Below are 12,642 nucleotides of genomic sequence, written 5' to 3' on the forward strand. Positions count from 1 at the left end.
TATTACTCTATTAAAGAATAACATGATACTAAGTAAACAGAACGAAAGATAACATATTATTTACATACCCACACTTTAATGAAGGACCAGACCATTTAAACCTAGTCCTCCATAACTTTAGCTTTGCTTCACATACTTAATTGTATGAAATGACGTCTCATTAAATAATCGCAAGTTTTCCCCATCATAATCTTGAACTTTATATGCTATTTTCTTTTTTTGAATTGTATCTTCTACACCGTCTACTAAACGTTTATTGAGATGTAAATAGATTGTAAAAGCTTCCTTATCATATTCCCAAGTGCCTTCAATATAATTCTTTTTATTTGGATACTCATCTTTACCATACGTTTCAAATGTCTTATCACCTTTTAAAATAAGTGACATAATGAAACCGTCTGTTCCTTTGAATCCCCAATTACCAATTAATTCCATACCATCCTTCACATTCTTCATAACGTTATCCGTATTAATTCCAGCTTTCTTATCTAACTCTTTCAAATCTTTCACAGATACTGTACCGTCACCGATTTTAATATCCCCTTCAAGGTCTTTGAATGCCTTAAGCCAGTAAATATCTCCTTCTTTCACTAACTTTTCGGATTTCTCCATTAACTCTTTATCAGTCTTATCGCCTTTTTCTCTTTTTTCTTTTCGGGTGAATACTTCATTGATTAAAGAAAAAGACTCTCTAAAATAACTAATTGCTTTTTCAAAATCCTTTTGTTGATTTACATACTCTGCAGGGGGATCTATCGACTCGAATTTATCTAACGTTTTATTTAATTCTTTCACACTATCTACTATATCTGATTTCTTTTTCTTACCGTCAAAAACCTCTCTTGTAATATTGTTATGCTCCGCAAACAACTTATCAAACTCTATCCCTAATTTATACACTTTATTAGGATAGTCTTCCTTTGAAACTTTTTCTTTCTTACTATTAGACTTCGATTCTTTTACTTTAGACTCTTCTGTTTTCTCCTGTTTAGAAGTGTTCGTTTTCTCAGACACTCCACAACCAAATAACAACATGACCGGAACTGCTACCCCTAGTAGTTTCTTTGTATTCATGACTGATTTCTCCTTTTACTTGAATAGATTACTCTTGCTATACCCATCCTCTTTTTTTATCTTGTAATTAAAATTACAATCGCAATAACTCCTAGAATCGGTCCCCAATATTCCATTTTTATAAAAAATAATGAGTGCTTTTTGTTAAACATAACTTTTTCACCAGTTTCGGCATCTATATAAACTTTCCCATCTGGATTATTAATATATTTACCTAAATACCAAGACATAACCCCTGATATAATAAACATTACCGCCATTGGCCAACTATGGTCTTGAAAATATGTAGCGTCCCCCATTATAGATCCAAAGATAGCCTTACCCAAAAGAGTATTAATAATTACAATAATTGCGACTAAAAAACCCCAACCAGACCAAATAATCATTTATTTCTCCTCCTAAAGCGTACAACTTTGTACTTTATGTTAATTTGAACTGCAAACGAAAATGTTTAAAAATCCGAATTTTCAGACTTCAATAATTATATTTAGCTTACATTCGATTCTAACTTTAATGTTCTAAATGCAAATGAACCAGACATAATTTGTAATATTGTTGGAATAAGTAAAAAGAATAATGACATAAATAACATAACTATAGGAATCACAATCATACAAACTCCATAAACTTTATTATTAACCTTGTTTACTAAACATGATAAAATAAGCAACCCTATTTGAACCGTTAAAATAATAGAATAATAAGCTAAAAGTTCATAATCAAAACCTTCCATAATATTAAACGCTACAACTATTAATAGTATGGAAATAATAATTCCTATAATGCCACCAATTAAACCTAGTACGAATTCAATCGTTCTTTTCAATTCAATCCCCCTTTTATGAGCTACTAAAAACTTGTATATTTTTCCCATTCACCATCATACCAAATATTAATTGGAAAAACTATACATATTTTTCATACTCCCTTACCTTACAGTGACCTTCTTACCATTATAGATAGCTTGTAGCAGTCACAAAATCAAAACCTTCAAAATTACTAACCGAATTGTCATACTGAAAATTATAAATTAATATGATAGAATTGTAGGATTTCTTTAATTTAACTTCTTCGTTAATTCGAGAAAGTATTTTGTCATCATATGAACATCCCGTTAATAACATAGAAATGTCATCACTTGCTTCTTCTAACACTTCCTTTTCAATAAAATCCTCATCTACATCAATCATATCTATATTAAAATCAACAAAAAAACTCGCTGGTATAGCATCTCCTTCTTCATCATATGTAACATCGATATATGCATCTAACTGATCTTGCGTTTTCATATTACCTATCCATATTGAAACCATTCCATGTACTTCCATTGTAGTTCTCCTTTATTTTTTATCTTGCAGAACCAATTTTATAACTTACCGACTACTTTAAAATACATAATTTTTATAAAAAACATTTCTTCTTTCCATTTAGTTAAATGGGGTTATTCGGAAATTCATTATCATACTTATTAATTAACGCTTTATCATTTTCATTAATTGGTACTTCACCTAAGTATTTATGTTTCCAAATAATCATTTGATCACTAAAACTATATTCTGTTTCGAGCCAATTGGTATAATCGAAATGCATGTTAAATTCCCCACTATGTTCCAGGGACATTGTAAAAGAGTACCAAAGCTCTTGCTGATTATCTTTAAAAACATCTCTTAATTCCTTACTCAATTTATATAAAGAATCTTCTTTCCTTTCAAACTCCTCTTCATTAACTTCGTATTTAAAAGGAATTTCTACACTATACTTATAATTTTGTTTATTTCTGAAGTTGTTATAGAAAAAGTAAGTTCCCCCTCCAGCTTCTGATATTTGTGCATAAAAATAAAATTTCTCCCATTCTTCTGGAATCATGGCATGAACCGTTTCCGCTATCTCTCTATATAATCGATTCAATTTTATTTCCAATTGAATACCCCCTATTTGATTTTCATCATTCACTTTTTCTATATTATACCACCCTTTTAATTAGCTCTTTATTTCATCTAAAATTCAAACCAAGTTTCGATGCCTTTAGAAAGTAGACATACCTCTTAAATACAATTAGTATTAAAATAAGAAATATGAAAGACTTAAAAAGGCTCTTACATGAAGGAAGGAAGTGCACAGCTATGGATTTTAAAACAGTTATGCAAGAACTTGAGGCTCTAGGTAAGGAACGAACGAAAAAAATATACATATCTAACGGTGCGCATGAGCCAGTATTCGGAGTAGCTACAGGTGCTATGAAACCAATCGCCAAACAATTAAAATTAAACCAAGAGTTAGCTGAAGAACTTTATGCGACAGGTAATTACGATGCTATGTACTTTGCAGGCATTATTGCGGATCCGAAAGCTATGAGTGAGTCTGATTTTGATCGTTGGATAGATGGGGCTTATTTTTATATGCTATCTGATTATGTTGTAGCCGTAACTTTATCGGAGTCAAATATTGCACAAGACGTTGCTGATAAATGGATTGCAAGTGGGGACGAGCTTAAAATGTCTGCCGGGTGGAGTTGCTACTGTTGGCTTTTAGGAAATCGCAAAGACAATGAATTTTCCGAAAGTAAAATTTCCGATATGCTTGAAATGGTGAAAGATACAATTCATCATTCTCCAGAACGAACAAAATCCGCTATGAATAATTTACTAAACACCGTGGCAATTTCATATGTACCACTACATGAAAAAGCAGTCGAGATTGCAAAAGAAGTTGGTATAGTTGAAGTGAAACGTGATAATAAAAAAAGCAGTTTGTTAAATGCTTCTGAAAGTATTCAGAAAGAACTAGATAGAGGAAGACTTGGTTTTAAGCGTAAGTATGTAAGGTGTTAAACAGATTCGTATCTGGGTGTCAATTCGAGAAAGGTTGACACCTTTTTCATTCAGTTTATATATCCCCCGACTTATATTAAAAAATAATATCCTGATAACCTACTTCCATTACCTTTTCATTTAATAAACGAACTCCTACACCATTTTCTATATCCCACGTACAATTAAATGTAATTCCAACCTCTCGTCCTTCCGTAATATCTGCATACGGAACAACAATACCATCTAAACTAATCATCTCTAGTATTTGATCATTTGTTTCAATTAATGGATAATTTTCTTGCACTCCAATATCATATCCTAATTCACATCGCCTTTGTTTGTAATAATCTAATATAGAATGTAATAAACTTATTTGTACCTCTTCCCAATTTTTTATTAATGATTGATATGCTACATACTGCCCTTCATCAAACACTCCATCTTCTTCACCATCTATCATCAAATCAATCTCAGTTACATTGCCTATAAAAGTTATAGGCATACACTTAGCCCAAGCATAATTATATTCAATCTCTCCAAAAACTGAATTGTTCACTCTCATTTATCTGTCATTCCTCTCGCACTTATTACTAAGGTGTCCCTGCTTCTTGTTAACTTCCATCAACACTTAACACTTGAAATACTCTTTCAAAAACATATAAAACGTTGGCCAACTCTCCTTTAATTCTCCATTTCAAAGTAATTCATCTCCACCTTCAAAATTTACTGAGTAAACTTTATCGGTTACACTATCAAGGACCAATACAGCATTTGCTGTCATTTCCGTTAATACTAAATACTTATTAGGAAATCCATGTTCCTTTCGAGCAATAATTGTGTAATATTCTATATTATTCTCTTCATCTATAATGTCAAGTAATTCATAAGGAACATGCACTTCCCAAAATGGTCCTGCAAATCGATAATAAAACTCTCTAAATGTATTAGACACTTCTACACCTAACCTATTTATTACTTCATTCACCTGACCTTTATCTTCCCGTTTATATATATCTTCTTCCAAGACTTCTTCTAAACGATTTGGCAAAGCATGCATTTGTATCCCTCCTTTACAAGGTTTATCCATGTGTTTATGAAATGAATTTGCAGCTCCCTGCAAACTACCTGTACGGCATAGAACCAATAAATGTAACCTCTAAACCATCAAACATATCCTCTCTTTTCACTTCATTATATTTAAAATCATAAAGAACAATAGCAAAGTTAATATCGTTCGCTAAACTATCTCCATTTACTAGCTTTTTTATTTTAGGAATAATTCGTTCACTATAAGAAAAATCATTTATGTTCAATTTCCCTTTTATTATTCTCATAAAAACAAATTTCAATATTATCTTCATCATAATAACCGAATTCAAAGCTCGTCCCAAACTTTGAATGAACTGAATCACCATCTATCGTGTAATCTATATCGACATACTCCTCAAGATTTTGGAGTGATTTAGAAATTCCAAACCAAACTGAAGCCATTCCACTATATTCCACTTTCCCACCCCATCTAGCCGGTCTATAATTCATATAAACATTCTTTACTTTACTATTTTTATAGCCTCAAACAAGAAATTAACTCATTTAAACTATTCGAAACCTCTATAAACAACCCACGTTCAAAATCCTCGAATTCGATCTTTCCGCTTACATTATTTAAAACAAATAGTGAACCATTTCTTTCTACCACTATAGGAACCTTATCTTGTCCCTTAATAACTCGTGATTAAGTCTTCACCCTCATATCTAGGGTCTTTCTCAACTTTACCATCTTTTGTTTTGATGACTTTTAGTCTACCTAACCACTCTGCTCCGTTATATGTCTCTTCACTTACCCATACATTATGCTTTTTACCGTCTACCTCAACTACTAATGTTGGATGTGTAAACATGAATTCCTTCTCTACATGCCTACCTACAATTTCTGCATGTAATGATGTACCTTCTTCAACTAGTTTACTATTCTGATACCCTTCGATAATAGGTAATCCAATAAATACAAATAATATCAACCCAAATACGGTCACTTTCTTCTTTGTACTCCATTTATTCTTTTCTTTCACTTCTAATTATTCATATAAGCTCTCAATTTCCATACACCAAAAAGAACCCTTTTCCATACACTTATCATCAATTTTTTTCAATTCTTCCCTCAACCAACTTATTGTACACTCTGGTATATTATTATCGATAAAGGCATCCTCACCATTTATCTCTACTGCCTTATCAATCATTTTTGAATACACTAATAAACATGCTGCAAATTGTTGTATAGAAGAATTCATAAACACTTCTTTATACGCATCACTATTATTTAGAAATACTATTTTTTCTTGTTTTTCAATTATACAAATTGGATCTCCAGAACTTGTTGTTCCTAAATACCAATATTTTCGAAACTCTTCTGGCATATGAAATACATTTATAATAGACCTTACGAAAGACTGAGATGAAGTAAATTCTAAATATGGTGGCGGTGTTTCTGGCAAGCCTCCTATAGACAAAAATCGTTTCACTTCAGCTGAAAAGTTTTTGTTTATTAATTCTTTTTCAGGAAATGTAATGAGTGGGCCATCTTTATTAACATCCCATTTCTCTCGAAAATCCTCTGGTAGTATCATTTTTTTCACCTTCTTGATGTGTTTATGTCTTTTAAGATTTAATTGGGCTACTAGATGTATTTTTATTTTTCCCACACTAAAAATACCATCTAGTATTATCTACACTTATTCACTAAAACTCCCTAGTTCCTCTGTCCAAAAACATCCTTCTGTTAAAGCAGCTGCATCAATTTTTCGAAGTGCACTAGAAATCCACTCCACCAAACCTTTAGGTATATTTTTTCAATATAAGCCTTTCTTCCATTAGCAGCCTTTACTTCTTTTATAAATTCCACATAGACAAGTAAAGATTCTGCAAACTTCTCTATCGTACTATTTATAAGAACGACTTTATTTTCATTGTCATAATCTATATATATACGAGTTGTGATTTAGCTTCATCAATACAGATTGGATTTCCACTACCAGTAAATCCAAAGTATATAAACTTATCATACATCGTACCTAATTCATTTTGTATCTCGCTCAACCTTATCCCGCCACCGTTATCCGCAGTTTCAAATGTAAGAAATGGAGGAGCAGACTCGGGAAAACCTGCTTTAATTAAGAAGTCTTTCGTTTCTTTCGAGAAGGAAAACGAGTGAATGATTTTTTCATTATAATGAATTAAACCGTATATTTCTTCATTCCAATTCACTAAAAAATCTTGTGGTGAGATCATTTTATCCTCCTGTATATCATACACTCTGTATTCGATTTTACTCGTATATTGCTTTCTTATACGACTACATGTCCATAAAAATACTTTTTACCAATCTTCCATTCTTTCTTTGTTAAAACATCGATATATGACATCAACTCTCTATTTTTTTCATTTTTTATTATCGTATCGTATTGAATAGGACATTTGATTCCACTCCTAAAACGGAAGGTATAGTAACAACATTATAAGTAGTTCTATCTCTTAAAGAACTCATAACTTCCGAAACTAACTCCTTTGCCAAATCTCCAGGAAAAGATAGTCTATTACGATAATAGTATTCTTGCGTATCGTTATTTTCGATAAAACTAGAATAAGCTTCATTAAATTCTTCTAACGATACTTCATAATACTCGTCCTCAATTCCAAGCATCCATGAAAGTTCATTTCTTATAGCTTTTTCAACAAAGGTATCTTCCCACTCTTCTAGTAACGCTAAAAGATGTGGTACTACATGATATGAAAGAGTTTCACTAGCACTTACTACAAAATTATGAACTCCATCCTCTGAAGCACTTGAAAGGAATTTCAAATTATTCGTTTCTAATAAATCATCATGAGTAGCTACTGAACAAAATAGTCTAGTGCATAAATGCAAAACAAGCTCATTTCGAGTACTATTCATAAGTTCAATTAGTAACCCCTTTACGGAGAAATCACCTAACTTTAACAATTCGTTAATTAAAATAAAGGATTCTGTCTCTGTTGCACTATCCCTTAAGTTAGACTTAAGAGTTTCAATTGTATGATTAGAAACTTTTCCATACCAAATATCTTTTTTTAAATGCTCTAAGTCCATCATTCTCTCTCCTTTTATTGCTGCTTACATTTATACGAACCATTTCATATGAATAATATTATTAATCATGTAACTTATTTAAAAACTCCGTAAAATTATTAGCAATATGGTATACATTTTCTCTTGCTCTTTCCTCTGCTTCCTCAGCCGTAATCCCTTCACTTTCCATCAATGTTTCCTTTTCCCATGCCCCCTCATGTTCCCAAAAGACGACAATTGGATCTTCTTTATGATTTTTATAATCAAAGCAGATTAAATTTCCTGCTGGATCAAATGCGAATGGCACCAATTCATTTGGCAGAGTAGAAATATACTAGTTATATACTTTAACGATATATTCACTACTATCTACATCATAAGTAAGCAAAATTCCAAATACCTTTGTTATCGTATCTATTTCAAATTTATAAGGTAATACAGCTGAACCATTATTATTTGTAGCACATTCTACATAGTCACTTGGAAATATATACCCTATCTCTTTTCCCACATTGTTTATATATTCTGCTGAAACTGTCTCATCCGGTACTGGCCATGTTAAGTCATTTCTCATTTAACTTCACCTCCTAACAAATCACATCACGTTTATCCGAAATAACTAATTGCATCATCTAAGCTTTTATGTAAATCCCAGTCTAATTACGACCTCGTTTCTTTTAATTTTTCAGATAATCCTTCCCAGAAACATTTGGAGAAAAGGATACACCCCTCCGATCCTCCTCAAAACTTGGTATAGCCATTGCTTGTGCTGATTCTAAATATTTCATTGTAGATAGCCAACTATCAAATAACGTATCCATATCAGATACTAAGGGATTATTTAAAACATCTATGCAAGTTCCATCGTATATGTAAACCTTAAATTTCATTAATTATTAAAGAGGTTTGGAGTTCTCACTTAATAAGAGAAGAGATAGACGAGAAGAAAACGCCTAATAATCAAAAACTATAACAATTTATCGCGCTACTTTTGGGCAGTAAGTGCCTGAGTGGTTTAAATAATCCATCAGTAAGGATGAAGAAAAATCCTCACTGATGGAAGTTTCACTTTATCCTGCAATCTCAGCCGAAGAGAGCCCCTCATGAATATTTCCGCTTACAATGATAGAATGTCCCCAAAATATATCTCCATCCGAAAAGAATATTTCAAAATCACCTTCTGAATAAACGCTTAAGCTGCTTAATGTGATGGAATTAATGAACATTTCTTTTGTAATTTCGTCGATTTCTGCTTCATCATCATCTTGTAGCCATTCATTTGCTAACTCTACCAGTTCTTTTGCAGCGTACATTTTCATTTTCATTTTCCATTCATCTTGCTCTTTGAAAAGTGCATGTGCTGTTTCCAGTGCAGACTTCATCATATGTTTGTCTTCACTCCAATCAAAATATAAATGACATTCTTCACCAGTCCAAGATATTCTCTTTTCAAAAGTTTTCACTCTTTTATCGAGTTCGAACACACCCAACATCTCATCATGATAAAAAAGCGGTTTCATTGCATCTTGTAAGATGATTTCCAACTCATCATCTTTATATGGTGTTTCCAAAACCTTAACAAGCATCAATGAATTTTCTGACTTGCGCACCTGTAATGTTACAACTGTATTTGCTGTCAAAATGTCTTTTGATTTTCTCCATTCTGCATCATCAACCAACCATGCGAGTCGTATATCTTCTTTTGTAATCGTTTCATTGGTATGTAAGTCTTTCCACGCAATCAAATCAATTGACGCAGTCCACAAAATGTTGTCACCGCCTTTTGATGCGCCGATTCCTAATGCCCCTGTGACAGCTGCTATTTCAATCACATTTTCTGAGAATCTATTTTCAAATCTACTTATTTCACTTGATTTACTCAATTTCGAATACATTCCTTTCATCACCCACAGGCATAAATACTTTGTGAGTTTTCCTGTTTTATTATAATTGGTCATGGTAAAGCCTATATAGAATTATAGCTATAATTCTATATAGACTTTTTTTCACCTGGAATTTTAAATTTATTTACATCATATTCTTTAATTATATATACTTTTATAGCTTCAAAATCTTTACCAAATGCAAGAGATGGATTTTTTAAAAAATATATTATTTCTTCCTCTTCATAAATTCGGGCTTTAATTATTTCTTTGTCCGAGTGAAACGATAAATTGACTCCTTTGTAAAAATATTCGTAGTATCCCTCTTCATCCTGCTCACTCTTATCTTCAAAAGGAACAGATTCAATATGATATATATTCCCATTTATATTTATTGATTTCATATAGCATCACTCTCTTTTTAAGAATATTCATAAGAAATTAAATAGTCTCTGTCAATCATACCAAAAATAAGGGATTTACTTTTAGAATTTATAAAAAATATATAGGATTAAATTTAAATCTTTATATTTTTTTTCATATTACTTCATTATCACTGTACAATTGTGTAATGTGTCACAGAAGTAGACATATTGCAATGAGTCGCAGTGAAGTGGGATATCCCTTGAGAATATAAAATAAGAAGATTAATCTAGAAACACTATCTAGTCTAATCTTCTTTTATTGAATTTTTAATTAATGCATTTTTACCCTTAAAATAATATAATCAACGGGTGGATTATTATTTACATCCTCAAAACTGGTTCTAATTTTAAAGTCAAATTCATTTGTTATATTTTTCAATGAATAAAGGTTTGTTCCATCTACACTTGTACGGAGCAATATATCCGAAAACGTAAAACGCATGAAGAATATGTTGAGGAACTATTAGAAAACGCGGGTATGATATGCCGCAGAGGTTTTAGAAGTTCATGGCGATAATATCGAAGTTATAGGAACATACAAAGGCGCTAGAAATACCACAGAACACAAATGTAACTCATGTAAAAATATACGGGAGGCAGCACCAACAAATATTTTAAAAGGAAAGGGAGAGAAACATTATGTCAAAGTTATTACGTGAATTATCTAAACCGGATAGTGAGGCCCTGCGTTCCGAAGCACTAGAACAGTTAAAAGTTACTTCAGGTAAAATTGTTGCTTGTGATCCTCTTATTTTTAATAAAAATCACTTCGAACAAACAATTCAGCCAGGTACATATTCAATTGTTGCTTGGTGGCATAAGGAAGATGGAGTCATTGCTGGTGCTGAATTGAAATTGTCGGAGTCAAAAGCGGTAGGATGGAAGATGGCAACAAAACCAGAACAAAATGTAAGTGAACTGGAAGACGGATATATTTTTGGTTACCCGGTTGATACAGGCTTAGGGTGCTTTGCAGATGTTGAAGCAATTGATAAGTTAGAAGAAATAGAAGATAGGTTACAACAAGAACTAGGAGAAGAATTTACTAGTTTGTATGATGATCTTATAGATGACATACTAACAGAACATGATGAAGATTGGGGAAATTGCGTGGTTTGTGAGGAAACAGGAAGTAATATCATTATATTCCGTTCAGGTTATGGAGATGGATTTTATCCTTCCTATTGGGGAATCGATGAAGCAGGAAAAATCGTTTCACTTGTTACTGATTTTCAAGTGCTACATGAGGAAAATTGAGGACAATATCAATAATGATATAAGAATCAATATTTTTTCTTTTACAGCGTCAAATATTCCTCGTCTAATATTTGTATATAACTCGTAGAATAATCTCCTTATATACTACTGGTTCTAATAAATAGGGTTATATTCTTAAGTGAATATAACCCGTCATTAATTCTCGTTGTTTATTAACAGTTTTTTATTTAAATAATTTATTAACTCTACTGATGTAGAGTTAATAATGCACTGTTTTATCACGATACAGGTGAACTTCAGATACTCTACGCTCCGAAATTACTTTTTCTATGATTTCCTGGCGATTATATTCTACCTGCATCGTTTCACAGTTTCCCCAATGAGTAGGAGCGGATTTTTCGTTTGACTCAAATACATCTAGAAGACGATTTAATATCTCTTCTTCGTTAAATGCTACAGTCGGATACATTGCGATTGTAAAATAATTCGGTTTCATTTTAATCCCCCCTTTTTATTAGAAACGAGGTTATGTAACTATTTTCATTTATCACTGCCAGATAAGTTTGAATCCTTTCCACTATTAATCATGTAACTTATTTAAAAACTCCGTAAAATTATTAGCAATATAGCTTTCATACATCCTCCCTCAAAAAAATCCCCACGCTTATGTGAAAATAATCTTTCAACACAAATATGAGGACTTCCTTATTTCATTACTATACTTTACACATTTTATTCGCTAGAATCTTCTTCTTTCAATTTATATACTCTATCTCTTTTCTCATCACTTTTGACAAAAATAAGCTTTTCTTCTTTAACAAAACCTTCTAATAGTAAGCATACTTGCCCATATGCTTTAGGCTTATCCGTTGTGAATCTTTCATCTGATATTTTACCAGCTCGTATTAATTGCTCGCATAACTCAAGTGCACTTATTTCTTCAGAATTAATTAACTCTAAAATAGCCTTTTGTAAGGGCGATAAAGGTACGGGAATCTCAGCTACCTCCAACTTTTCTCGTTTGTTTTCTTCTTCAAATAAATCTTCGAATGAAATTTGATTCATACTTCTTTTCCTTTCTAACTATTGATTTTTATAACATGAACTGAATCCTATAGCGT

The 12,642-nt window shown here is 32.0% G+C and carries 13 protein-coding genes and 8 pseudogenes; 2 read left to right on the top strand and 19 right to left on the bottom strand.

Annotation, left to right across the window (positions count from 1 at the left end):
• Positions 1-117: 117 nt before the first annotated feature.
• The 5 genes from NZ044_RS15965 to NZ044_RS15985 form a co-directional block, all read right to left on the bottom strand.
• Positions 118-1,074, bottom strand: coding sequence for a DUF3994 domain-containing protein (locus NZ044_RS15965; RefSeq protein ID WP_098506645.1), 957 nt, complete (start codon positions 1,072-1,074; stop codon positions 118-120).
• A gap of 56 nt (positions 1,075-1,130) precedes the next feature.
• Entirely contained in the window at positions 1,131-1,460 is a 330-nt protein-coding gene (locus NZ044_RS15970) for a hypothetical protein (protein ID WP_000587852.1), read from the bottom strand.
• 101 nt (positions 1,461-1,561) lie between these two features.
• Positions 1,562-1,900 carry a DUF4064 domain-containing protein gene (locus tag NZ044_RS15975; RefSeq protein ID WP_000831395.1) on the bottom strand — a complete coding sequence of 113 codons (339 nt, stop codon included), beginning with the start codon at positions 1,898-1,900 and terminating at the stop codon, positions 1,562-1,564.
• A gap of 127 nt (positions 1,901-2,027) precedes the next feature.
• Complete coding sequence (locus tag NZ044_RS15980; protein ID WP_000451796.1) at positions 2,028-2,402, bottom strand: immunity 22 family protein; 375 nt, start codon at positions 2,400-2,402, stop codon at positions 2,028-2,030.
• A 103-nt stretch (positions 2,403-2,505) separates the two neighbouring features.
• Positions 2,506-2,994 carry an antitoxin YezG family protein gene (locus NZ044_RS15985; protein WP_000403543.1) on the bottom strand — a complete coding sequence of 163 codons (489 nt, stop codon included), beginning with the start codon at positions 2,992-2,994 and terminating at the stop codon, positions 2,506-2,508.
• A gap of 203 nt (positions 2,995-3,197) precedes the next feature.
• Between NZ044_RS15985 and NZ044_RS15990 the strand changes: the two genes are divergently transcribed.
• Complete coding sequence (locus NZ044_RS15990; RefSeq protein WP_098506646.1) at positions 3,198-3,905, top strand: DNA alkylation repair protein; 708 nt, start codon at positions 3,198-3,200, stop codon at positions 3,903-3,905.
• 76 nt (positions 3,906-3,981) lie between these two features.
• On the opposite strand, the gene NZ044_RS15995 is transcribed toward NZ044_RS15990, so the two are convergent.
• The 12 genes and pseudogenes from NZ044_RS15995 to NZ044_RS16050 form a co-directional block, all read right to left on the bottom strand.
• Entirely contained in the window at positions 3,982-4,449 is a 468-nt protein-coding gene (locus tag NZ044_RS15995) for a DUF6985 domain-containing protein (RefSeq protein ID WP_001265695.1), read from the bottom strand.
• Positions 4,450-4,515: 66 nt separating this feature from the next.
• Positions 4,516-4,944 (bottom strand): annotated as a pseudogene (locus NZ044_RS16000) (SMI1/KNR4 family protein).
• A 64-nt stretch (positions 4,945-5,008) separates the two neighbouring features.
• Positions 5,009-5,426: pseudogene (locus NZ044_RS16005) on the bottom strand (immunity 22 family protein).
• Between the two features lie 25 nt (positions 5,427-5,451).
• Positions 5,452-5,601 (bottom strand): annotated as a pseudogene (locus NZ044_RS16010) (SecY-interacting protein Syd); the annotation flags it as partial.
• Positions 5,602-5,608: 7 nt separating this feature from the next.
• Positions 5,609-5,962 (bottom strand): annotated as a pseudogene (locus NZ044_RS16015) (hypothetical protein); the annotation flags it as partial.
• A gap of 3 nt (positions 5,963-5,965) precedes the next feature.
• A complete protein-coding gene (locus NZ044_RS16020) occupies positions 5,966-6,517 on the bottom strand; it encodes an SUKH-4 family immunity protein (RefSeq protein ID WP_000602768.1) in 552 nt (183 codons plus the stop codon).
• 105 nt (positions 6,518-6,622) lie between these two features.
• Positions 6,623-7,178 (bottom strand): annotated as a pseudogene (locus NZ044_RS16025) (SUKH-4 family immunity protein).
• A 56-nt stretch (positions 7,179-7,234) separates the two neighbouring features.
• Positions 7,235-8,016, bottom strand: a pseudogene (gene imm47 / locus NZ044_RS16030) (Imm47 family immunity protein).
• Between the two features lie 61 nt (positions 8,017-8,077).
• A pseudogene (locus NZ044_RS16035) lies at positions 8,078-8,569 on the bottom strand (SMI1/KNR4 family protein).
• A gap of 103 nt (positions 8,570-8,672) precedes the next feature.
• Complete coding sequence (locus NZ044_RS16040; RefSeq protein ID WP_000669880.1) at positions 8,673-8,885, bottom strand: hypothetical protein; 213 nt, start codon at positions 8,883-8,885, stop codon at positions 8,673-8,675.
• Positions 8,886-9,065: 180 nt separating this feature from the next.
• Positions 9,066-9,899 (bottom strand): DUF2262 domain-containing protein, encoded by an 834-nt coding sequence (locus NZ044_RS16045; protein WP_118961667.1) that lies wholly within the window; start codon positions 9,897-9,899, stop codon positions 9,066-9,068.
• 86 nt (positions 9,900-9,985) lie between these two features.
• Complete coding sequence (locus tag NZ044_RS16050) at positions 9,986-10,282, bottom strand: hypothetical protein (protein WP_000836202.1); 297 nt, start codon at positions 10,280-10,282, stop codon at positions 9,986-9,988.
• Positions 10,283-10,942: 660 nt separating this feature from the next.
• Between NZ044_RS16050 and NZ044_RS16055 the strand changes: the two genes are divergently transcribed.
• Positions 10,943-11,560 carry a DUF4241 domain-containing protein gene (locus NZ044_RS16055; RefSeq protein WP_000040618.1) on the top strand — a complete coding sequence of 206 codons (618 nt, stop codon included), beginning with the start codon at positions 10,943-10,945 and terminating at the stop codon, positions 11,558-11,560.
• Between the two features lie 223 nt (positions 11,561-11,783).
• On the opposite strand, the pseudogene NZ044_RS16060 reads toward NZ044_RS16055, so the two are convergent.
• Positions 11,784-12,017, bottom strand: a pseudogene (locus tag NZ044_RS16060) (hypothetical protein); the annotation flags it as partial.
• Positions 12,018-12,253: 236 nt separating this feature from the next.
• Entirely contained in the window at positions 12,254-12,586 is a 333-nt protein-coding gene (locus tag NZ044_RS16065; protein ID WP_001071926.1) for a DUF3895 domain-containing protein, read from the bottom strand.
• Positions 12,587-12,642: the final 56 nt, after the last annotated feature.

This window comes from Bacillus sp. FSL K6-1338 (assembly GCF_038006965.1).
GTDB lineage: Bacteria > Bacillota > Bacilli > Bacillales > Bacillaceae_G > Bacillus_A > Bacillus_A thuringiensis_S.

What these genes read in the sequence shown, in the direction of transcription:
- NZ044_RS15990 (WP_098506646.1), top strand. Translation starts at nt 3,198, where the DNA reads ATGGATTTTAAAACAGTTATGCAAGAACTTGAGGCTCTAGGTAAGGAA.
- NZ044_RS16065 (WP_001071926.1), bottom strand. Translation starts at nt 12,586, where the DNA reads ATGAATCAAATTTCATTCGAAGATTTATTTGAAGAAGAAAACAAACGA.
- NZ044_RS16040 (WP_000669880.1), bottom strand. Translation starts at nt 8,885, where the DNA reads ATGAAATTTAAGGTTTACATATACGATGGAACTTGCATAGATGTTTTA.
- NZ044_RS15995 (WP_001265695.1), bottom strand. Translation starts at nt 4,449, where the DNA reads ATGAGAGTGAACAATTCAGTTTTTGGAGAGATTGAATATAATTATGCT.
- NZ044_RS16020 (WP_000602768.1), bottom strand. Translation starts at nt 6,517, where the DNA reads ATGATACTACCAGAGGATTTTCGAGAGAAATGGGATGTTAATAAAGAT.
- NZ044_RS16050 (WP_000836202.1), bottom strand. Translation starts at nt 10,282, where the DNA reads ATGAAATCAATAAATATAAATGGGAATATATATCATATTGAATCTGTT.
- NZ044_RS16045 (WP_118961667.1), bottom strand. Translation starts at nt 9,899, where the DNA reads ATGAAAGGAATGTATTCGAAATTGAGTAAATCAAGTGAAATAAGTAGA.
- NZ044_RS15970 (WP_000587852.1), bottom strand. Translation starts at nt 1,460, where the DNA reads ATGATTATTTGGTCTGGTTGGGGTTTTTTAGTCGCAATTATTGTAATT.
- NZ044_RS15965 (WP_098506645.1), bottom strand. Translation starts at nt 1,074, where the DNA reads ATGAATACAAAGAAACTACTAGGGGTAGCAGTTCCGGTCATGTTGTTA.
- NZ044_RS16055 (WP_000040618.1), top strand. Translation starts at nt 10,943, where the DNA reads ATGTCAAAGTTATTACGTGAATTATCTAAACCGGATAGTGAGGCCCTG.
- NZ044_RS15980 (WP_000451796.1), bottom strand. Translation starts at nt 2,402, where the DNA reads ATGGAAGTACATGGAATGGTTTCAATATGGATAGGTAATATGAAAACG.